At 54.7% G+C, this 20,652-nt stretch carries 19 protein-coding genes; 7 read left to right on the top strand and 12 right to left on the bottom strand.

Annotated features, from left to right (window positions below):
* Nucleotides 1-105: 105 nt before the first annotated feature.
* Together BM258_RS21600 and BM258_RS21595 are read right to left on the bottom strand one after the other, a co-directional pair.
* Entirely contained in the window at nt 106-759 is a 654-nt protein-coding gene (locus BM258_RS21600; RefSeq protein ID WP_090075325.1) for a class I SAM-dependent methyltransferase, read from the bottom strand.
* 4 nt (nt 760-763) lie between these two features.
* Nucleotides 764-1,990, bottom strand: coding sequence for a BtaA family protein (locus BM258_RS21595; RefSeq protein WP_090075324.1), 1,227 nt, complete (start codon nt 1,988-1,990; stop codon nt 764-766).
* A 253-nt stretch (nt 1,991-2,243) separates the two neighbouring features.
* Between BM258_RS21595 and BM258_RS21590 the strand changes: the two genes are divergently transcribed.
* The 3 genes from BM258_RS21590 to BM258_RS21580 are packed head-to-tail and all read left to right on the top strand — an operon-like array spanning nt 2,244 to nt 5,545.
* Complete coding sequence (locus tag BM258_RS21590) at nt 2,244-2,690, top strand: MarR family winged helix-turn-helix transcriptional regulator (RefSeq protein ID WP_090075323.1); 447 nt, start codon at nt 2,244-2,246, stop codon at nt 2,688-2,690.
* A gap of 6 nt (nt 2,691-2,696) precedes the next feature.
* Nucleotides 2,697-4,397, top strand: a complete 1,701-nt coding sequence (locus BM258_RS21585) for an MFS transporter (RefSeq protein ID WP_090075322.1) — start codon at nt 2,697-2,699, stop codon at nt 4,395-4,397.
* A 23-nt stretch (nt 4,398-4,420) separates the two neighbouring features.
* A complete protein-coding gene (locus BM258_RS21580; protein WP_090075321.1) occupies nt 4,421-5,545 on the top strand; it encodes an HlyD family secretion protein in 1,125 nt (374 codons plus the stop codon).
* Between the two features lie 111 nt (nt 5,546-5,656).
* On the opposite strand, the gene BM258_RS21575 is transcribed toward BM258_RS21580, so the two are convergent.
* The 5 genes from BM258_RS21575 to BM258_RS21555 all read right to left on the bottom strand — a co-directional run bounded on the left by BM258_RS21575 (nt 5,657) and on the right by BM258_RS21555 (nt 11,344).
* Nucleotides 5,657-6,664 carry a bile acid:sodium symporter family protein gene (locus BM258_RS21575; protein ID WP_090075320.1) on the bottom strand — a complete coding sequence of 336 codons (1,008 nt, stop codon included), beginning with the start codon at nt 6,662-6,664 and terminating at the stop codon, nt 5,657-5,659.
* A 128-nt stretch (nt 6,665-6,792) separates the two neighbouring features.
* Complete coding sequence (locus BM258_RS21570; RefSeq protein WP_090075319.1) at nt 6,793-8,382, bottom strand: gamma-glutamyltransferase family protein; 1,590 nt, start codon at nt 8,380-8,382, stop codon at nt 6,793-6,795.
* Complete coding sequence (locus tag BM258_RS21565) at nt 8,366-9,883, bottom strand: tripartite tricarboxylate transporter permease (RefSeq protein ID WP_090075318.1); 1,518 nt, start codon at nt 9,881-9,883, stop codon at nt 8,366-8,368. The genes BM258_RS21570 and BM258_RS21565 overlap by 17 nt, the downstream gene beginning before the upstream one ends.
* Nucleotide 9,884: 1 nt before the next feature.
* Entirely contained in the window at nt 9,885-10,400 is a 516-nt protein-coding gene (locus BM258_RS21560) for a tripartite tricarboxylate transporter TctB family protein (RefSeq protein WP_210186840.1), read from the bottom strand.
* On the bottom strand, nt 10,397-11,344 hold the full coding sequence (locus tag BM258_RS21555; protein WP_090075317.1) for a Bug family tripartite tricarboxylate transporter substrate binding protein: 948 nt from the start codon (nt 11,342-11,344) through the stop codon (nt 10,397-10,399). The genes BM258_RS21560 and BM258_RS21555 overlap by 4 nt, the downstream gene beginning before the upstream one ends.
* Before the next feature lie 135 nt (nt 11,345-11,479).
* Between BM258_RS21555 and BM258_RS21550 the strand changes: the two genes are divergently transcribed.
* The gene (locus BM258_RS21550) at nt 11,480-12,355 is read left to right on the top strand and encodes a LysR family transcriptional regulator (RefSeq protein ID WP_090075316.1); all 876 of its coding nucleotides are present in this window, start codon (nt 11,480-11,482) and stop codon (nt 12,353-12,355) included.
* Nucleotide 12,356: 1 nt separating this feature from the next.
* Here BM258_RS21550 and BM258_RS21545 read toward each other — a convergent pair whose 3' ends face one another.
* The 5 genes from BM258_RS21545 to BM258_RS21525 form a co-directional block, all read right to left on the bottom strand.
* Complete coding sequence (locus BM258_RS21545; RefSeq protein WP_090075315.1) at nt 12,357-13,556, bottom strand: M20 metallopeptidase family protein; 1,200 nt, start codon at nt 13,554-13,556, stop codon at nt 12,357-12,359.
* A gap of 193 nt (nt 13,557-13,749) precedes the next feature.
* Entirely contained in the window at nt 13,750-14,700 is a 951-nt protein-coding gene (locus tag BM258_RS21540; RefSeq protein WP_090075314.1) for a TRAP transporter substrate-binding protein, read from the bottom strand.
* A gap of 31 nt (nt 14,701-14,731) precedes the next feature.
* Entirely contained in the window at nt 14,732-15,547 is an 816-nt protein-coding gene (locus tag BM258_RS21535) for a creatininase family protein (protein ID WP_090075313.1), read from the bottom strand.
* Between the two features lie 18 nt (nt 15,548-15,565).
* A complete protein-coding gene (locus BM258_RS21530; RefSeq protein ID WP_244544803.1) occupies nt 15,566-16,840 on the bottom strand; it encodes a TRAP transporter large permease in 1,275 nt (424 codons plus the stop codon).
* A 7-nt stretch (nt 16,841-16,847) separates the two neighbouring features.
* On the bottom strand, nt 16,848-17,348 hold the full coding sequence (locus tag BM258_RS21525; protein WP_090075311.1) for a TRAP transporter small permease: 501 nt from the start codon (nt 17,346-17,348) through the stop codon (nt 16,848-16,850).
* Nucleotides 17,349-17,458: 110 nt separating this feature from the next.
* Between BM258_RS21525 and BM258_RS21520 the strand changes: the two genes are divergently transcribed.
* The 3 genes from BM258_RS21520 to BM258_RS21510 all read left to right on the top strand — a co-directional run bounded on the left by BM258_RS21520 (nt 17,459) and on the right by BM258_RS21510 (nt 20,597).
* On the top strand, nt 17,459-18,373 hold the full coding sequence (locus BM258_RS21520) for a LysR family transcriptional regulator (RefSeq protein WP_090075310.1): 915 nt from the start codon (nt 17,459-17,461) through the stop codon (nt 18,371-18,373).
* A gap of 124 nt (nt 18,374-18,497) precedes the next feature.
* On the top strand, nt 18,498-19,217 hold the full coding sequence (locus tag BM258_RS21515) for a fumarylacetoacetate hydrolase family protein (RefSeq protein ID WP_090075309.1): 720 nt from the start codon (nt 18,498-18,500) through the stop codon (nt 19,215-19,217).
* A gap of 231 nt (nt 19,218-19,448) precedes the next feature.
* Nucleotides 19,449-20,597, top strand: coding sequence for an LURP-one-related family protein (locus tag BM258_RS21510; protein ID WP_090075308.1), 1,149 nt, complete (start codon nt 19,449-19,451; stop codon nt 20,595-20,597).
* Nucleotides 20,598-20,652 lie beyond the last annotated feature (55 nt).

The following is a 20,652-nucleotide window of genomic DNA, read 5'->3' as shown; positions in this document are numbered from 1 at the left end:
ACATCAGGCATCCAACACCAACATTCACAAGACTTCCAAAAGCGATCTAAACAGAAGAAATTCCAAAGTTTTGGAATGTAAAACCGGGGACTGCGAGGCACAAAATCAGAGCCGCAAATGGATCCGAGCAATCTGAGCGTAATTCCGAAACAAAGATGCATGCTCTATATTGACCGGCAGGCTCAGCGACAGGGTTTCAAGGGTCTCGGCAAGGGCCTCGCGAGGCGTGACATGAAACGTCGCCAGCCATGCCAACAACAGCAGCCTGAACCCCTTTGGCAACCGGGCCTGATCGCCAAAGTCAACAATATGCAGAGTGCCTCCCGGAGCAAGATGTCTGAGCGCTTCCCGGAGTGCACCTTGCCAATCCGGGATCATGGAAAGACTGTAGGACATGACGATATGATCGAACCCGTCCCGACCAAAAAGGCTCGTGGCATCAAAGGCACAGGCGTCGCCCTGCGCCAACTCAGTCCGTACGCCCAACTTGCCGCGCGCCGTGGCAAGCATCTGTTCTGATATATCCAGCCCATACAGAGAGCGTCCGGGATAACGCCTGCTGATGCAATCCAGATTCCGCCCGGTACCGCATGCGATCTCGAGAATATGAGCCCCTTCGGCGGGCTCCATCTGCATGATCAGCCGATCCCGTCCCAGCAGATAATATTTACGCGAGATATCATAGATCCGGCGTTGATAGCGGTAGATGTCATCCATCAATCCGGCATGGTTGCCTTGTGTCTCACCGGAACAAGCCATTCTCTCACCTGCCCATACGATATAGATGCACGCCACCATAAATCGCTGAGCGATCCTCAGCCGTTGCCTTGCGGGATGCTTCGTCGTCGTAGATCCATTGATCCAGCAGATGAGCAGACACGCGACCGGGCAAAATATCCTCAACACCACCTGTGCGGAACAGTACCCGCGCGCCCGACCGTGCGGTGCGGGTGATTTCAGTCCAGAGCTCGTTCAGCTGCCTGTCATTCATCCAGTCTTGCGCATCCAAAAGCACATAGACGCTCTTGCTGCCATTGGGCTGGCTCGCCAGCATCTCGGTAATGGATTGATTGGCAACCGTCACCCTGTCTGCGTTGGCACGCAGGATTTCGAAATACTGCGCCTCCAGATAGGGCGGAACAGGCCCCTTGCCATCCGGCGCATAGCTGCGATTGGCCGCCTGCCAGGCGAAGTAATTGTCCCCGATTTGAAAATCGCAAAAGAGCTTTCGCGTCCTTTCGCGCAGCACCGACACGATATCGCCATCCCGATCTGCTGCGAGCTTGTCATATTGCGCTGGCGGAATGCCAAGACCAAAGAGCAAGGAACGCCGTCTGGCAAGAAATCTCACAAAGCTTGTTTCAAAGAGCGGCGCAATCTGCTGCTCGAAAAACAAGGCCTGCTCCTCAAGTGTCTTGGCCTGCAACAGACTTTTAAACCGCACGCGACCAATGCGCGTTGCAAGATGAACCAGCCCGATAAAGCGCCCCAACAGCCCATGTCTGTATAGTCCCTTGCGAAACATGCTCTTGCGCTTGCCCACAAGAGAGGCTTTGTCCCAATAGCGCAGCGTATCCGCGTCAAGATGGGGTGCAAGATATTGATCAAAATGCGTGATGTTGTGAGGCCGGTTCGCATGGCCGAAAAAGTCATAGAAGCTCGCCTGATCTGGCAGGTGACGCGCAGCTGCGAGCTTGAGCCGGTTGAGCGCCACATGCGCAGGAGAGAGGTCCACCGCGGAGATTGAAGTTGGCTGGGCGCAGAGATAGGACATCACATTGCAACCACCCGAAGCAATGCAAACGATATCGTCATCGGAGCCAAGCTGCAGCGCAGTCATGTCCGCAACGGGGTCTTCCCAGATCTGGGCATAGACCAAGCCGCGAAAGAAGCGCCCGAATATATGCTCCAGCAAACCTTCCTGAGAGAATACGGCATCTGGATTGACCACCAGAGAAATGCGTTTCTTCACCGACAGAGATTGGTTCATATCACTTCCTAATATCAAGGGAACCTGCATGCACCGACCGCGATTCGGCAGGACAGATGCAGCGCGAACTCCAGTTCCGTTCGAATATTTCGCCAATGTTACAGCTGAATGACCTTTTGCCCGCTATTGCGGCAGCCGGCTTCAATGCCCTCCAAATCCCCTCTCATCAGGCTTGCCAAAGGACCAAACTCCGACAGACCCCTCAAAAATAAATAATTGACATACTAATAGTTAGCATACTATCTATTTTCTCATGAATGATCTTGAAGACCATCTGACAAAAGAATTTCTGGAATCCCTGACCAAGCTGAGCCGAAAGCTGAAAACGCTGTTCGATGCCCGCGTCACCGCTCATGGCCTAACTTACACCCGTGGCCGGGCCCTCATGCTTTTAGTCCGCTCGCCAGACATGACCCAACGGGAACTGGCGTGCCAACTAGGGCTTGAACAAGCCACTGTCGTGCGGCTACTCGACAGAATGGAAGATCATGATCTGATCCGCAGGCTTCCAGATGAACGAGACAGACGCGTCAAGAAGATCCATCTGACCGAGCAGGGAGAAGCAAGCGGCCAGTTGGTTAAATCAATTGGGGAGGCCATTCGCCAGGAGGTATTTGGCGATATACCAACAAGGGATCTGGAGGTCGCAATTTCCGTATTGCAATCAGCCTCGGCCTGCGTTGGCGAAAAAAGCGACTGAGCCTACATGTCAAATCTATCAGCAAAGCTGGTTGAGAAGCAGCCCACGGCTTCTCAAAAGGGCACAGCCAGCCCTGCCCCAACCGCGCCACCACCAAGGCCTAAAATCGCCAACCTGCCAAGACGCATGCCGCTGGGCCCTCGCCCCTTGCCGGTCAAGGCTGCCTATGTGCTGGTTGCCGTGATTGTCGGGCTCGCCTATGGCTTTGGCTTCAGCTCACTATCGGTCAATCTCTATCAGATTGCCGGCCCCATCGGCGCAACTCCGGCGGAAGCTTCCTGGCTGACGGCAGCCTATCTGGCACCCAATGTCAGCCTCACCTTGTTCCTTTTCAAGATCCGGCTGCAATATGGAATCCGCAAGTTTGCCGAGATCGCCATCATCGTGCATCTGCTGGTCTCACTTCTGGGACTGACGGTACACACTCTGCAAATGGCGCTCATAGTGGAATTTTTCTCAGGCATTGCGGGCGCGTCCCTCACGTCGCTAACCATGATCTACATGATGGAGACCCTGCCGCCCGCCAGAAAAATGACAATCGGCATCAGCCTTGGCGCCACCATGGTGACCCTCGGTCGTCCAATGGCCGGCATGGTTTCGCCTTATCTGCTCGATGTCTGGGGCGTGAAGGGCCTGTTCATGCTGGAATTCGGGCTGACCTTGATGGCTATTGCCGCGATCTATGTCTGCCCTCTGCAATCTCCCGCCCGGCGCAAGGTAATCGAGAAGGCCGATTTCATCAGTTTTCCTGCGCTTGCCATCGCAATGGGCGGCTTTTGCATTCTCTGGACGGTCGGCACGACCTATTGGTGGACAGAGGCCCGTTGGCTTGGCTGGATCGTCGTGACCAGCCTTCTGGCTGCCACCCTGTTTGCTACCGTTGAGGTCAACCGCAAAACGCCCTTTATCGACATCCGCTGGCTGACATCGCGGGAGATCCTGCAATTCATCGTCGCCTTGTTCCTCTATCGAATTATCTGTTCGGAACAGACCACCGGTGCGGTGGGGTTCTTCAGGCAAATGGGTGCTGTCGGCGATCAGTTGATCCCCTTCTACGCAATGATCTTCGCCGTCTCCATTACGGCTGGCATCACTTGCTGCTTCGTGCTGAAAATCGGCAAGCAGATCTATCTGAAGATGTTTGCCCTTTTGCTTCTATGCATCGGCTCATGGATGAACAGTCATCTGACAATTCAGACGAGACCGGAACAGATGTATGTCTCGCAAGCCCTGATTGCCTTTGCCAGCGGCCTGTTCATGCCAGCAGCCATGTCCTTTGGCATGATTGCCGCCTTCCGCAAGGGTTTTGACTATATCATGTCCTTCATCTGCCTTTTCATCACGACGCAGAAGATTGGCGCCATGATGGGCTCGGCCTTCTTCAGAAGCTTTGTCATCATCAGAGAGAAATTCCATTCCCACGCCATTACCCAGTCGCTGGTCATGACAGACCCCGATGTGGCGCACCGCATCCAGCTTTATGGCCACAGCGTAGCTTCCGCGATCACTGATCCGGTCCAGCGCAGTGCGCAAGGGGTCGCCATGCTTGCCAGTGCCGCATCCCGTCAGGCTTATGTGCTGGCGTATAATGATGCCTTTTTGCTCATGGCCTTTCTCTCTGCTCTCACCTTTTGCCTGCTTGGTGTGGAACGCCTCATCCAGCTCCATCGGGCCAGAAAACAAACCATGGCTGCCGCTGCGGCCTGACCATTACAAGATTGCTTTTTATCATGCCCAAATTTCTACGAACCATCGCAACCTATGTGGCCATCGCCCTTGGTCTGTGTGGCATCTTCGTGGTGCTCTATGTCTGGGGGTTGCCGCCCTTCAACGCAACGAACCTGCAACGCACCGAGGACGCCTATATCAAGGGGCGCGTCACAACGATCAGTCCGCAACTGGCCGGATATATCGTGGCTGTGCCTGTACAGGATTATCAGCATGTCACCAAGGGGCAAACACTGATCCGCATAGATGACCGCATCTATGTCCAACAGTTAGCTCAAGCCAAGGCAGCCTTGCAGGAAGCCGAAGTAACCCTGCAAAATGCCGATAGCAACGAAGAAACCGCCAAGGCTCAGGTCGATCAGGCCAAGGCTCAACTGGCCAGTACCAAGGCCGCTCTAGAAATCGCCCGCCTTAATCTCAACCGGACCAGCAAACTGCATGAAAAGGGATTTGCCGCCACCAGTCAGGCTGATCAATATCGCGCCACATTCAATCAGGCGCAGGCATCTCTTGATGCCCAGAAAGCCGCGCTCATTGTGGCTCAGCAGCACGTGCGCACCACCCACATCAACCGCGATGCTTTAACAGCTGCCGTTGCCAGCGCCAAAGCGCAGGTTGAGTTGGCCGAAATCAACCTTGAGCATACGCGCATCACCGCCCCGCGCGATGGGGTTCTGGGCACGGTCGGCGTCCATGTAGGGCAATATGTTACGGCAGGCACTGCCGCCACCCATCTGGTTCCCAAAGAGGTCTGGGTGGTAGCCAACTACAAGGAGACCCAGCTGGCAAAAATGCGCATTGGCCAGCCGGTGAGCTTCACCGTGGATGCGCAGAATGACAGGCGCTTCACGGGCCATGTGGAACGCTTTTCTCCGGCGACGGGGTCTGAGTTCAGCGTGCTCAAATCAGACAATGCCACCGGCAACTTCACCAAGGTAGCCCAGCGGGTTCCTGTCCGAATTTCCATTGATAGCAATCAGGAAAATTCCAACCGACTTGTGCCCGGCATGTCTGTCATCACCATCGTCGACATATCTGTGCAGACCGACGAGGACAGCGCCAAAGGCGTAGGCGGCCTGTCATTGCCTGATGCGAAGATATTCAGGACGGCCCTCGCTCGGCGCTAGATTTCATATGCCAGCCGATCACGGCCACATATCAAATCATCAAACAAAAAGGGTGCCATACAAAACCGTATGGCACCCTTTTCATATTATCGGCATGGACTGTGAAACGTCTTACTTGGCCGTTCCATTGGCCAAAGCACCTTCTCCATCCGCGGCCAACTGCGCGCGGCCAGCCTTCTGCGAGACATAGGCGCAAACGAGCAACTGGCTCATATGGTAGATCATGATCGGCAGCACGATGGCGCCAACCCTGTCAGCCGCAAACAGCGCGCTGGCAATGGGCAACCCGCTGGCAAGGCTCTTGGTTGAACCGCAATAGAACAGCACCGCCCGGTCCGGATAATCAAGCTTGAACAGCCGACCGCCAAACACCATGGCTGCCATGGTCAAAGCCAGAAAAATAAGGATGACGACAAACAGCATCGCCAGACTGGTCATCGGAATTGCACTCCACAAGCCCGATGTCGTGCCCGAACTGAACGCCTTGTAGACAATCAGCAAGATGGACCCGCGATCCACGATCATGGTCAGGAATTTATGCTTGGCAATAAAAGCACCGATAAGCGGCCGCGCCAGCTGGCCCAGAATGAAGGGCAAGAGGATCTGCGTGCTGATCTTGACCACCGCATCAAAGCTCACCCCGCCATTGCCCTGATGCATCAACAGAGCCACAAGCGCGGGCGTCAGCGCCACACCGATCATGTTTGAAACGGAAGCCGCGCAAATGGCTGCAGGCACATTCCCCCCGGCAATCGAGGTGAAGGCAATGGAAGACTGAACCGTGGAAGGCAGCACCGCCAGAAACAGCAGCCCCAGCGTCACCGTTCCGCCAAGCAGCGGGCCAAAGATGGCCGCCAGCGCCAGACCGATAATCGGGATCACCAGATAGGTGGCCAGAAAGGTAAGCCCCTGCAAGCGCCAGTTCATCAGGCCCGCTTTGACAGAGCTGGCATCAAGCTTGGCACCATAGAGAAAAAAGAGCAGCGCCACCGCCCAGAAAGTCACATGACCAAGCCCGACCATGGCGATACCATGGGCCGGGATAAGCAAACCAAGACATACTGTCGCGATCAGCAGCACCATATAGGTGTCTATACCAATGCGTTTGAGAAAATTCATGATTCCTCCGATTATAAGATCTGGTCGCGTGCCAGTCTGCTTCTTATTACTTCTGCCTTGAGCGCCCCTTCATGCTTCAAACAACAAAGGAACGCTCTATATTTCGCCTCAAAGGGCCTTTCAAGCACCTAGAACCCTGCGGCCTGCCCATCCTTTCGAGGATCGGACCCGGCAGCATAGCCCCCGTCTGGCAGCTTCTGGACTAGCTGTGCCCCGCCAAAGCCGAAGGCATTGTCGGGCGATTCAATCTGGATGCGATGACCAAGATCCGTAAGCCCTTCCAGAAGCGCTTCAGGCATGGTCGGCTCGCACGCCACATCGAGATTCTCGATCATGCGCCAGCGCGGTGCATCGGCGGCGGTTTGCACATCCTGATCCCAAAGCTGGGTTCTGAGCAAGAGCTGCATATGGCCCTGTGCCTGAATTGGTCCACCCATCATGCCAAAGGCCATTAGCGGTGCCCCATTTTTCATGGCAAAGCCGGGGATGATCGTATGGAACGGGCGCTTTTTCGGCCCCACACAATTGGGATGTCCCTCTTCCGTAACGAAGCCAAAGCCGCGATTCTGAAGTGCAATCCCGGTTTCGGGCACAACAACGCCTGAGCCAAAGCCCGCATAGTTGGACTGGATGAAGCTGACCATCATGCCGGATGCATCGGCAGTGTTGAGCAACACCGTGCCGCCGCGCTTTGGGGCACCATGACCGAGATTTTGAGCCTGATCCATGCTGATCAGGGCGGCCCGCGCCTTCAGATAATCTGGATCGAGCAAGACCGTTTCCGGCACTTCGGTCATGAAGCGACGGTCAGCCACAAAGCGATGCAAATCGCTGTAAGCCAGCTTGATGGCTTCAAGCTGAAGATGCACAGCAGCCAGATCATCCGGACCGTGGTCGCGGATGGACGTATTCTCAAGAATACCCAGCGCCATCAAGGCGGCGATCCCCTGTCCGTTGGGCGGAATCTCGTGCAAGTCCACATCATCAAAGCTTTGGCTGATGGTGCCGCACCAATCGGCCTCGTGCTCGGCCAGATCTTCTATTGCCATTGCGCCGCCATTGGCCTTGGCAAAGGCAACAATCTTCTCGGCAATCTCACCTTCATAAAAGGCCTTGCCATGGGTCTCGGCAATGGCTTTGAGGGTCTTCGCAGCCGCCTTGTTCACGAAGCGTTCGCCCGCCTTGGGCACGTGCCCACCGGGCATGAAATGATCTGCAAAACCGGGCTGGCTTTTCAGCGTTGCCGCGCCACGCGCCCACAGTTCCCCGATGACAGGAGAGACAATAAAGCCTTCTTCCGCATAACGGATGGCTGGCGCCAGAACCTGGGCCAGATCGAGCTTGCCGAAGCGAGCCGAAAGCTCCACCCAGGCACTGATCGCACCGGGAACCGTCACACTATCCCAACCATGCTGTGGCATGCCATTGGGAAAGCGCTCTGGCGTCCAGGCTGCGGGAGCCCGACCAGATGCATTGAGGCCATGCAGTTGCTTGCCATCCCAGAGAATGCAGAAGGCATCGGACCCAAGGCCGTTGCCCGTGGGTTCAACAACGGTCAGGGTTGCAGCCGTAGCAATCGCCGCGTCAACGGCGTTGCCTCCCTTTTGCAGAATCGTCAGACCTGCCTGCGTGGCAAGAGGCTGCGATGTTGCGACGACATTGTCGGCAAGAACCGGTGAGCGGCGGGATGAATAAATGGGATCATGACGCAGCAGCATCGAAGAGCCTTTCTTCTGTCTTGCGTTTCTTCATATGTCCTCTGATGGCCCAGACAATCGAAACGACCGCAGCGATCAAGAACAAAAGACTGATTGGACGGGTGAAAAACAGGGTTGGATCCTCGTTGGTCATCAAGGCCCTGCGCAGGTTTGTTTCGGCAATCGGGCCCAGAATGACGCCCAGAACCAAGGGGGCAAGAGAATAGCCGAGCGCCCGCAAGGCATAGCCGAAGACGCCAATACAGCCCAACAGATACAAATCAGACACCCGGTTGTTAAGCGCAAATGCGCCAACCACACAACAAATCATCACCACCGGTACGATGATCCATTTGGGCACTTCTGCCACACGCAGGAAAAGGCGCATGGACAAGGTGGCAACGATCAACATGATGAAGGAAGCAACAGCCATGGCGATGAACATGCCATAGACCAGATCCGAGTGATCCATGATGAGGCGCGGGCCGACCGAGATGCCATGCACCATCAAGGATGCCATCAGGATGGCATCAACGGCCGAACCGGGAATACCAAGCCCGATCATAGGGATAAGACCGCCACCGGCAGTGGCCGAGTTGCCAGCCTCTGAGGCAACAATGCCGTCCGGCGTGCCTGTGCCGAAAGCGTCAGGATTTTTGGACGACCGTTTGGCCTGATCATAGGCCACAAGGTTGGCGATGGAGCCCCCCGCACCGGGAAGAGCGCCAATAAGCACACCGATGATCGAAGACCGAATAAGGTTGACCGGGCGGGTCAGAACCTCACGCATGACTTTCCATGTCTGGAAATCAATGGCGCCAGTCACCAGTTTACTGCCCGATTTTACGCTTTTGGCGTCTTCCACTTCTGAGGCGAGCTGCGAGATAGCATAAATGCCTATCAGCACGACGAGAAATGGCAGGCCTGTCTCAAGGGTTTCAAGACCGAAATCAAAGCGCGAACGCCCCAAGATCGGATCACTGCCAACCGTAGACATGGCCAGACCGATCAGCCCTGCGATCAAGCCGCGAATGACGGATTCTCCGACAAGACTTGCAACGATGGTCAGAGCAAAGACAATGAGGGAAAAATATTCCCAAGGGCCCAGCTTGACAGCAATCATGGCCAGAGGAGGCGCGGCAACGATCAAAACGATGGTGGAGATGACCGTGCCGAAAAAGGAAGCCCAGACCCCCATGGAAAGCGCGCGACCCGCTTCACCGCCACGGGCCATGGGAAAGGCATCAAAAGTGGTGGCGACCGAAGAGGGCGTGCCGGGAATGCCCAGCAGGGCTGCCGAAATGAGACCGCCTGTATAGCCCCCCACATAAACGGCGAGCATCACGGCGATGCCCTGCAGGGGTTCCATGGTGAAGGTGAGCGGCAGCGTCAGCACGATAGCCATGGTAACAGTGAAGCCGGGAATGGCTGCGGCGACAATGCCGGCAATAGACCCGGCAAGCATATAGGCCAGCGTCGTGACCGTAAAAATCTGCGAGGCGCCAATAAGAAAGCTATCCATATCAGAACACTCCCTTTGGCAGGAAAACGGTGAAAATGTCGGCGAATAACATGTTCAAGCCATAGGAGAAGACCACCGCGACAATCGCGGCAATAAAAATGGTGTTAAGCGAGCGCGGCAGCAGGGCCATTTGCAGGCCAAAGAGAAAAATCAGGCTGGCAAGGCTGAACCCAAGCCATGGCATGGCGACCAGATAGACCCCAAGAGCAGCAAGACAAACAAACACCAGATAGCATTTGCGCGCCCAGAGAATGGCCTGATTAAAAAGCTGGCCATAGGCTCGAGCCGGAATTTTGGGGACGGTCAGCACAATCGCGATCGCACAGATGAGGAAGATTCCTGCAAAGACAAATTGCGGAAACGCCCCTGCCCCAAGCTTCTCGAAACGAGAGGTCGGAATATCCCCTGCAGCAAAGAACATCCCGGCAGAAACAAGAAGAAACAGGATGTAACTCAAGAGGCGGGCGATCTCGCCCACCTCCAGAGACAGTTCTTCGTCAAGATCTGACTGGCTCACGGTGCGAGAACCTCTGCCAGACTGGTGACGGTTTTATCCAGCTTGCCAAGATATTCGGTATAGGCAGTCTGGCCGCGGAAATCGACTTCCGCACCGGCATTGTTGGTCTGGGTCACATAGGTTTCGTCTTCAGACAGAGCCTTGAGAGCAGCTTCCAGTCCGTCGCGGGCTTCCTGCGGTGCGCCTTTTGGCATCACGATACCGCGGGTTACGCTCAGCTCGATGTCGGCGCCCAGTTCCTTGAAGGTTGGTACATCCGGAGCAGCCTTGACCCGATTGGCGGAGCCGACGGCGAGGAATGTCAGATCGCCATTGTCGACAAACTGCTTGGAAGAGCTGATGTCGCCGATGGCAGCATCAAGGTTGGCGCCAACCAGTGCGCGGATGCGCTGACCGGTGCCTTCATAGCCCACATAAGAGAATTTGAGATCGAAGGCCTGCTCGATCATGGCAGCATGCAGATGCGGCACACCGCCCAGCGTCACACCCATGGTGATTTCACCCGGATGTTCCTTGGCATAGGCGAGGAATTCTTCAAAAGTCTGGTAGGGCGCCTTGCCATTGACAACCAAATATTGCGGAGAAGAAGTCATCAGGGCGATAGGTTCGAAATCATTCCATTTGAGCTCTGTCAGACCGATCTGAGAGGCAACCAGTAGGCCTTCATGAACCTGAGAAATGGTGTAGCCATCGGCTGCACGGCGTGAGGCTTCGCGCAAGCCAACCGTTCCGCCCACACCGGGCATGTTGATGATCGGCATTTCAGCGCCGAGAAACGGTTCGATATTGTTGGCGATGAGGCGCATCAGGGTATCAGACCCACCACCCGGTGACCATGGAACGATGAATTCGACCGGACGCTCCGGATAATCTGCAGCAACGACCGGCGAGGCAAAAAGAGAAACAGCGGCAAAGAGGCCCACAAGGCCTGAACGTAAATTCATGGAGACTACTCCCAATGGAAAATTTATAACGGAAATCCGTTTTTGTTTGTGATTGCGCAACAACGTTAACACAAGAAACACCCCACCAAAGCGCATAATTCTTGCTATTAAAATAAGATATGCTAACGTTAAACCATGGACACCCGACAGCTCGAAACCCTTTTGGCCGTTGTGCAGCATGGTGGATTCGCCGCAGCAGCACATGCTATCAACCTGACAGCCTCCGCTGTCAGCCAGCAAATCGCAGCGCTTGAAAGCGAACTGCAAACGGACCTGTTCGATCGCTCCCGCCGACCACCAGTTTTGACGGTAAAGGGCGGGGAAATGGTGCGCTCTGCCCGCACGATCCTACAGATCGTCAACGAAACCAAAGCGTCGGTAAGTGGCTCTAAGGTCAGGGGAACACTTGCTTTTGGCACCTTGCGAACGGCAGCCAATTCTTACGTACCAAAAACGCTGGCCACGATGAGGACGACCTATCCAGATTTGAATTTTCGCCTCAGGATCGGCATGTCGGAGCAGTTGATGAGCGAAGTTGCATCAGGCCAGCTGGACGCTGCACTTGTTGCTGATCAGGTGACTGTTCCAAGCGGCCTCAACTGGACGGAAGTACTCAGCGAGCCCTTAATGATTCTCGTACCGGCAGGCACCAAAGAGCTCCCGTTTGAGGAACTCGTGCGCTCGATTCCCTACATCAGATATCGCATTCATGTGCCGCTAGCGCGTCAAATTGACACAGAAATGGCGCGTCTGGGAGCTGAGCCTCGCCGGGTATTCTCTGTAAACACCATGCCAGCCATCGTCGGCTGCGTCGAAGCGGGGCTGGGATTTTCCGTCGTTCCAGAGGTAGCCATGCATGGCATGAAGACATCAGAACTAGGGGCATTTCCCTTCGGGAATCCCCCCATCTATCGCAAACTGGGCGTTGTGCGTCGCCCAACGTCCAGTCGCTCGGCCGTGCTTGATAGTCTGACGGAAGCCCTTTCAAGCTACCGCACATCAAAAAGCTAGATTAGGCCTTCTTGCTCTCCAACATCAGCGAGATGATGGCCTCGCTCAACACTTTCACAGCGGTTGGGATACAGGCTTCATCAAGGTCGAAATCACTGCGGTGAAGCATCGTGTTGAGTTCCTTATGCTGCGAGCCGATGCGCAGATGCGCGGCTGGCTTGCGGCTGGAATATTCAGCAAAATCTTCACTGCCCATGGACCCCTGTGGCAACTCGACCACTTTGTCCGAGCCAAGGGCATCACGGGCGACGCCCACCACATGAGCCAGAATATCCGGCGTGTTGACCACAGGAGGCACGCCTTGCAGGAATTTGACTTCTGCTTCCATGCCATATTGCAGCGCGATGCCTTCCACGATGCGCCCGATGGCGCCTTTCACGGTCTGGCGCACATCTTCAGATTGCGTACGCACAGCGCCTTCCAACGTCACTTCATCGGGGATCTGGTTGCGGGCCGATCCCCCATGGATCGATCCCACGGTTACGACAGCAGCACTGAGGGGCGCCACTTCGCGACTGACAATGCTCTGCAAACCGGACACCAACGCACCGGCAGCAACAATTGGATCCTTTGCCATATGCGGATGCGCACCATGGCCGGATTTACCCTTGATGACGATGTCAAAGGGATCAGAAGAGGCAAAAGCCGTCACCGGATGCCAGCCAATGGTGCCAGCGGGCAACGGCGGCCAATTGTGATAGCCGAGCATTATATCCGGATCGCAATAGTCAAACAGGCCATCTGCGAGCATCGCCCGTGCGCCACCCAGACCTTCTTCAGCAGGCTGGAACACGAACATGGCCTTGCCCGGCAAATCATCAATCTGGGAGAGAACCCGCACGACCCCCAGAATGATCGCTGTATGGGCATCATGACCACAGGCATGCATCTTTCCCGCAATCTTGGACTTATAGTCCGGATTGCCCGTCTCATTGATAGGCAGGGCATCGAAATCGGCCCGAAGCGCAATGCAGGGACCATCTCCGCCATCAATCGTCGCACAGACACCGGTTTTACCGAAACCGCCTTTCCAGGAAACACCAATCTTATCCAACTCATGCTGGATCATGCCGGAGGTTTCCACTTCTTCAAAGCCAAGCTCCGGATTTTCGTGCATCCATCTGCGGATGGCGATCAGATCCGGCGTGATCTGGCTCGTGAGCTTTTCGATCTGTGTTCTGATTTCGGCAGGGCAAGTCATCTCTAGTGTCCAACTCCAATTGCTATGCCGAAAACGGCCAGAGCCATCCGACAAGCTTTCGAATGTGAGGGAAAGGCACGCGAACCAGTCAATCGGACTTTCATAAGCCGGGAGCGGCAAGAGCCGGTCAGATCTGGGCGCGAAAAGGCGGGGTGCCGCAAGACCTCGCGACACCCGAAATTGTCAGGAACGATTATTGAGCGCCAATTTCCTTGATCTGCTCGTAAACGTCCTTGCCCCAGGCTTTTGTGCCCAGCTCATCACGCACCGACTGGGTGGCTTCGATGAAAGGGCCTTTTTCCGGATAGGTGATGGTCACACCCGCATCTTTCATGACCTGCAGATATTTTTCCTGCTGCTCAGGCAGAAGCTTTTCGACGACTGCGGTAGAAGCTTCGTTGGCTTCTATCAGAACCGCCTGATCGGCTTCAGACAGGGAATCCCAGAAAGGAGCAGAGATCGTCACGTAGGCTGGCTTGACGATATAGTCGAGCATCGCAACGCCCTTCTGCACTTCATAGAATTTCTGAGCATAAATGGTCTCGATGGGGTTTTCCTGACCGTCAACAACGCCTGTCTGCAAGGCGGTGTAAACCTCGGCAAAAGCCATTGGGGTCGGGCTGGCTCCAAGTGCGGAGAGAGACTTCACATAATAATCGCGCTCGGGAGCACGAAGTTTCAGGCCAGCAAGATCCTCGATGGTTTCGATTGGCTTGTTGGCACTGATCTGGCGGGGACTACGCGGCATAAAGCCGAGAATGCGGACCTTGCGGTCATTGATCAGTTTTTCGTTCCAGACTTCAGCGAAATCGGTCTTCAGAACGTCCTGATAGTTTTTCATGCCCTTCATGAGATATGGCAGGGCAAGATATTCGATTTCCTTCAGACCCGGGTCACCGGAGGCCAGAATCTGGGTCGTGCCCAGAGCCATCTGGGTGTAGACCTCTTTTGGCTTGCCCAGCTGATCACCCGGGAAAATCGTAACGGTGTGGTCGGTCTTTTCTTCAACCACACGCTTGAATTCTTCAGCGCCGACATACTGAGCTTCGCCCTGCTTAGCCCATGTGGCATAGCGGATTTCATCAGCACTTGCCGTGGTGGTGAGAAGCGCAAGAAATGCAACTGCTTTCAATACTGTTTTCATTTCGTTTGGATCCCTGTCTGGAGGTTGGATTTTATTTTTTGGGGTCGGAGGGGTCGACACTGCGGAAGTGTTCGACAAAGTCGGCGCAGAAGCCGACGAGATATTCGGCAAATTTCTCACCCTTCTCTGCAGACGAGAGACGTGGGTCGCCATTGACGATGCCATCCGGGCACCGGTCATCCACATTGACGGGCATGCCGATTTCAACATCCTTGAACTTGGCGCCGCCCAGACCCATCACCGGCATTCCAGCCATTTCTAGCGGAGCGTCTGGCAGCTTTGCCTTCTCCGGATGGGTCAGTTCAGGGAAATAGTGCATGTAAACGGACGTGATCGGGTCGCCGCCATGGGAGAAAGCCTTCTTGCCATAGTCACCATGGATTTCGGTCCAGACACTATCCGGAATGGCGCGCCACAGATTGATGCAAGGAATGATCAGGCCAGTCTCGCGGCGGACCGCACGGATCACCTGATCAATCAGGGAATAGTTGCCGGAGTGACCATTAAGGATCACCAGTCGCTTGTGACCGTGACGCAGGAAATTGTCCAGAATGTCACGCAGCACGCCGCGGAAGCTGTCCGCAGACAGGGCAATCCCCCCCGGGACAGACCAGAAATATTCTGCATAGCCGAATGGCATGGTCGGAGCCGTCACCGCATTGGAGCGTTCGGCAACCTCTTCGGCAATCTTGCGGGCCAACATGAAATCGCCCATGGGCACCACCGGCCCCTGAATTTCCTGCGAGCCGAGCGGGATCAGAACCACAGGATTTTCTTCCTCTTCGCTCCAGGTGCGGAACTCTTCGAAAGTCATATTCTCTAGGAGATGATTTTTGGTCTTGGTCATTTTTGGTTTCTCCATACTTTAAGAGCCGAAGACGAGATTTGGCAGGAAGAGGCTGATTTGCGGGAACATGACCAGCAGCACCACTGCAATGAAAATGGGGAGATAGTAGGGGAGCATCGCCTTGACCATCTTGCCGTGACTGATCTCGGCAATGTCCTGAGCAATGAACATCAGCACACCAACAGGCGGCGTCGCCCCACCAATGATGAGGGTAAAGACCATCAGCACACCGAAATGCACCGGATCAATGCCGAACTGCAGGATCACGGGCACCAAAATCGGGGTCAGCACAATCTCAGCAGATGAGGCGACCATCAACAGGCCAACCACCAGCAGCATCGCCACGATGAGGAAGAAGACAATGGTCGGATCATCAGAGATGTTAGAAATGGCGCTGGCAATGGCCAGAGGCACTCCTTCGCGCACCATGATCCACGAGAAGGTGGAGGCAACCGAAATAATGGCCAGAATGCGCGCAGAGCCAAGCCCTGTCTTGATGATCGCATCGGTAATGTCTTTAAGACTGACATTCTTGTAAATGAAACCAAGGCAGAGCGCATAGAGCACGGCAACTGCAGCTGCTTCAGTTGGCGAAAAGATGCCCCCCAGAATGCCGCCCACGATGATAATGGGGAAGAGCAAGGCTGCACCGCCTTGTTTGACAGCGGTGCAGGCCTCTTCCATCGACGCCCGCTCATATTTGGGGAACTTTTTGTGACGGGCGTAGAAATAGGTAAAGACCATCTGCGTGCCAACGATCACCACACCAGGCAGGATACCAGCCAGAAGCAGGCGCCCGATAGAAACATCAGCCAGAGTACCATAGATCACCAGCGCCACCGAAGGCGGCACCATCGGACCGACCATCGAGGAGGCCACCGTAACGGCAGCAGAGAATGGTGCCGGATAGCCTTCGCGCTTCATAGCCGGGATAAGCACCGAGCCGAGCGCCGTGGTATCAGCGGTGGGAGAACCGGACATGCCCGAGAAAATCAGGCTGGCGAAAATATTGACCTGAGCCAAACCGCCATCGATATGGCCGACAAAAGCGCGAGCGAGATTGATGATGCGATCCGTCAACTTGCAGGCATTCATCAGTTCTCCGGCCAGAAAGAAGAAGGGAATAGCCAGAATGAGAAAGGAATCCACAGCGCCACTCATCCGTTGCCCCATCAGGGCAAGGTTGATGTCGGCCATGTAGAAATAGACCATCGAAGAAATACCGATGGAGAAGAAGAGCGGCAAACCACAGGCAATTAGAACCAGCAACAGCAGAATAATGGATACGGTCAACAAGGGCTTACTCCATGTCCTGCGAAGGGGATTGAGAGGGGGAAGATTTTGAAGCGTAATATTCCGGTGCTCGCTTATAGAAGACACGCAGCAGGATGGCCGCGATCATCAGAAAACTGCCCACGGTCACAGCAAGGCGCAAATGACCCAGCGTCAGGGGAAGCGCAGAAAGCTCATTCATCATGTCGATCTTGACCAGTGTGATGGAAGTCCACCCGAGAATGGCCAGAAAGCCGAAAGAGAGAATTGCATTGAACCAATGCAGGGCGCGCTTGATAGGGGCTGGAGCTTTTTGCAAAAAGACGTCGACATTGAGATGCCGGCCATCATAGCAAACAACAACTGCGCCGATGAATGTCATCCATACCGTGACGAAGCGAACGAATTCTTCGCTCCAGATCAGGGGTGCATTGAACAGATAGCGCATTACAATCTGCAACAGCGTTACCACGACAACCATTGACAGCATTGATGCAGTGAGCCACCGCAAAGGTAGAAAAAGGTCCATCTTTTTAACTCTGGTCTGGTGAATTCTTGTTTTTTCAAAAAATTAAACACTGACAAATCAAGTTGTCCAATATATTAATCAGCATAATTATTCTGTTTAGAGACTTAATCATGCAAGGCATTGAAATCAGACACCTTCGGTATTTCTTACGAGTGGCCGACGAACTGCACTTCGGACGCGCCGCAGAAATACTGGGCATCAGCCAAGCGCCTCTCAGTCAGCAGATCAGACAATTGGAGGAACGAATCGGCGTTCGCCTGTTTGACCGCAACACCCGCAGCGTGCAGTTGACACCGGCCGGAGAAGTCTTTGCCACCAAGGCGCAGGCTCTGGTCACGGCCCTTTCCAATGCCGTTGATGAAACCCGCATGGCTGGTGGCCTGGGCTCAGGCGTGCTGCGCATCGGCGCGATGGGCTCTGCAGTCCATTCAGTCTTGCCAGCCGCTCTCTCCGCCTTCAGCAAAAAATATCCATCGGCCCGACTCGACATGCATCTGCACACCACTGAGGAGCAACTGGACCTGTTGGCCTCACGTCAAATTGACATCGCCTTGATGCGGCCGCCGCGTGTCGCCAGCGGGTTGGAAACCCGCCAGATCTATCGCGAAGGCTTTGTCGCGGTCGTCCATGACAAGTCAGAGCTTGCCCGGCGCGCGACCCTTACGGTCAAAGACCTCAAGGATCAGAAATTTATCAGCTACACCGAAATCCGGGGCATCGGCTATCAGGATATCGTCAACCAACATTGCCGCGAAGCAGGCTTCCTGCCCCATGTCATCCAGCGGGTGTCTCACACCATTGGCGTCGTTACGCTGGTGGCGGCTGGACTGGGAGTTGGCATCGTGCCTGCGTGGGTACTCAACGAACCGGTTGCCGGTGTCTGCTATCGCCCCCTGCCCGAGTTGCCCAGCTCAGTCACGCTGGTCTGCGCTTGGAGGTCAGACACCATGAACCCGCTGGTCTTGCCCTTTTCTGCAGAGTTGTGCGCTGCGCAGACAGATGCATCTTCGGGTGATTCAACTTAGGAAGATACAGTCTTGCCTTTGCCCTGAAAAGCGCCAAACAGTGCGTTGATGTGTCTCGCCTCATGGTGTTTAATCAAAGAAGCTTTCAGTTCTTTTTTTTCCAAATATTTTATCAGGCATCACCATGAGCACCAGCGATCTTCAGCCTCACTACGCGATTCCGGCGCCAGCCATTCCAACCCTGCCCATCAAGGCATCGGACAAGAGCTTTCCCATCCGGCGCGTCTATTGTGTTGGCCGGAACTATGCAGACCATGCCATAGAAATGGGCCATGACCCGGACCGTGAATTTCCGTTCTTCTTCCAGAAGAACCCCGACAACCTGCTATTTGGCAAAGACTTCCCCTATCCGCCTCTCAGTCAGGATGTGCATTTCGAGGTAGAATTGCTCGTCGCGCTCAAGGCAGGCGGGACCAATATCGCTGTCAGCGATGCCAACGCATTGATTTTCGGCTATGGCGTTGGCGTGGATTTCACCCGCCGCGACCTGCAGGCCGAAGCAAAGAAGAAGGGCCGCCCCTGGATCGCCGCCAAAGCCTTCGAGCATTCGGCGCCCGTTTCAGAAATCATCGCGGCCGAAAGTGTTCCCACACTGGAGAAGAAAAAAATCTGGCTCAAGCAGAATGGCGAAACCAGACAGGAAAGCGATCTTGATCATCTGATCTGGAAAGTGCCCGAAGTCATCGCCAACCTGTCAGAGCAGTTCAAACTGGCCGCTGGCGATATCATCTTCACCGGCACCCCTGCTGGCGTTGGCCCCGTTGCCATCGGAGATCACATCCAATGTGCAATCGAAGGCCTTGCAGACCTGTCCTTCAAGGTCTCCGAACCACTCAAAGGCTAACACCTGCACCAATAAGCCCGCAAACGTGAGAGGCCGCAACCATGCGGCCTTTTTCACGAGCATTCCAAAGACACGCCCTCAAGCCCTTGCCAAACGGCATAGGCCCTCTGCATCCATATGTCTCATCGGCAATATAACGGAGAGACGTCTCAGAGCAGACTCTCTACAAGCATAGAGATAGATCGGCGCCAACCACAGCTTTTATGCGCCAACAATTTCAGGATCTTCTCCATGCTTCACTTTAAAATTCAGCTCGTTAGAGCTATTTTCCTGATTGCCGCAATCGGGCTTTTTGTTCTGTCTCTCAACTATCTGATCGAAGGGTTCAGCCCCGGTGAAGCAGATGTGGCAACATGGCCCATCATTGCAAGCACGTTGCTCTTCATTTTGGCTCTGGTGGCGCTACAATTTTTCAGCCCCGGGCTCTACAACAAGTTTAATGACAGCGTGAAACTGGTCGTCAACACGCGTGGCGCAAGCCTTGAAGAGATCTTTGACGCCTTCAAGGGCATGGAAACCGCGTGGGGCATGCCTTGGTTCGGCAAAATCTCGACGATCAGCAAGGATGTCATCATTCTGGGGCCTAATCCGGAAGAAGAATATGTCTTCATCAGGCCGGTACTGGGCATCTTCATCAGCGTCAATTTCAGCACGATGACATCCAGACTGCGACCCGCTAGCGAAGATGCATGGCGCCTGAAACAGCCCGAACGCCCGAAGAGCACAGAGGGTATCATCCGCTATTCCTTCGGCTCGGCCTGCCTGTTGCCCACATTGATCGACCGGTTGCAGGGCTTCTTCAGTTCAGGCAAGGCAGACAACTCCGCACTGGGCATGGATAGCAAGGAAGAGATCTATCTCTTCAACGAAGAATTCAAATGGACCGGGCAGGACTTCCACCTGCTTGATGCAGATCTGAATCCAGCACTGACCGTCACGTCGCAGCTTCCGTGCAAAACCTTCCACATCTACGAAACAGACAGCGATCAGGAGCGTTTCATGCTCACCAAGCGCCTGTTTCACATCTTTACCACCTATGATCTTTATCTGGATGGCAGCAAATTCTGTCGCCTCAAAAGACGGCTTGTTCTGCACCATACCTATTTTTCCGGAAAGACATCACAAGGCAAGCTTGAGCTAATCAAGATGAATGCCATGTTCGGCTCCAACTATCAGGTCAAGCTTGCAGACAAACAGATCGGGACCATAGCCAGAAAACTGAACGCCACGCTGGGCAATATCGTGTTTGACAATTTCGTCCTCTCGGTCTCGGACAAAAAATGGCTTCCCCTCATGGCAGGCATGAGTGTGATGGTCGCCCGTCAGGCCCAACGCGAAAAGGTCACCAACGCGGTAACCTTATCCGATGTGGACGATTGAGGACTGAAGCTGTCAAACACAGTGAGCTTGGCATCAAGAAGCCAATAGCCTTGAT

This window comes from Cohaesibacter marisflavi (assembly GCF_900115225.1).
GTDB lineage: Bacteria > Pseudomonadota > Alphaproteobacteria > Rhizobiales > Cohaesibacteraceae > Cohaesibacter > Cohaesibacter marisflavi.
Note: the sequence above shows the minus strand (reverse complement) of the source record. Positions and strands in the feature narration are given on the sequence as shown.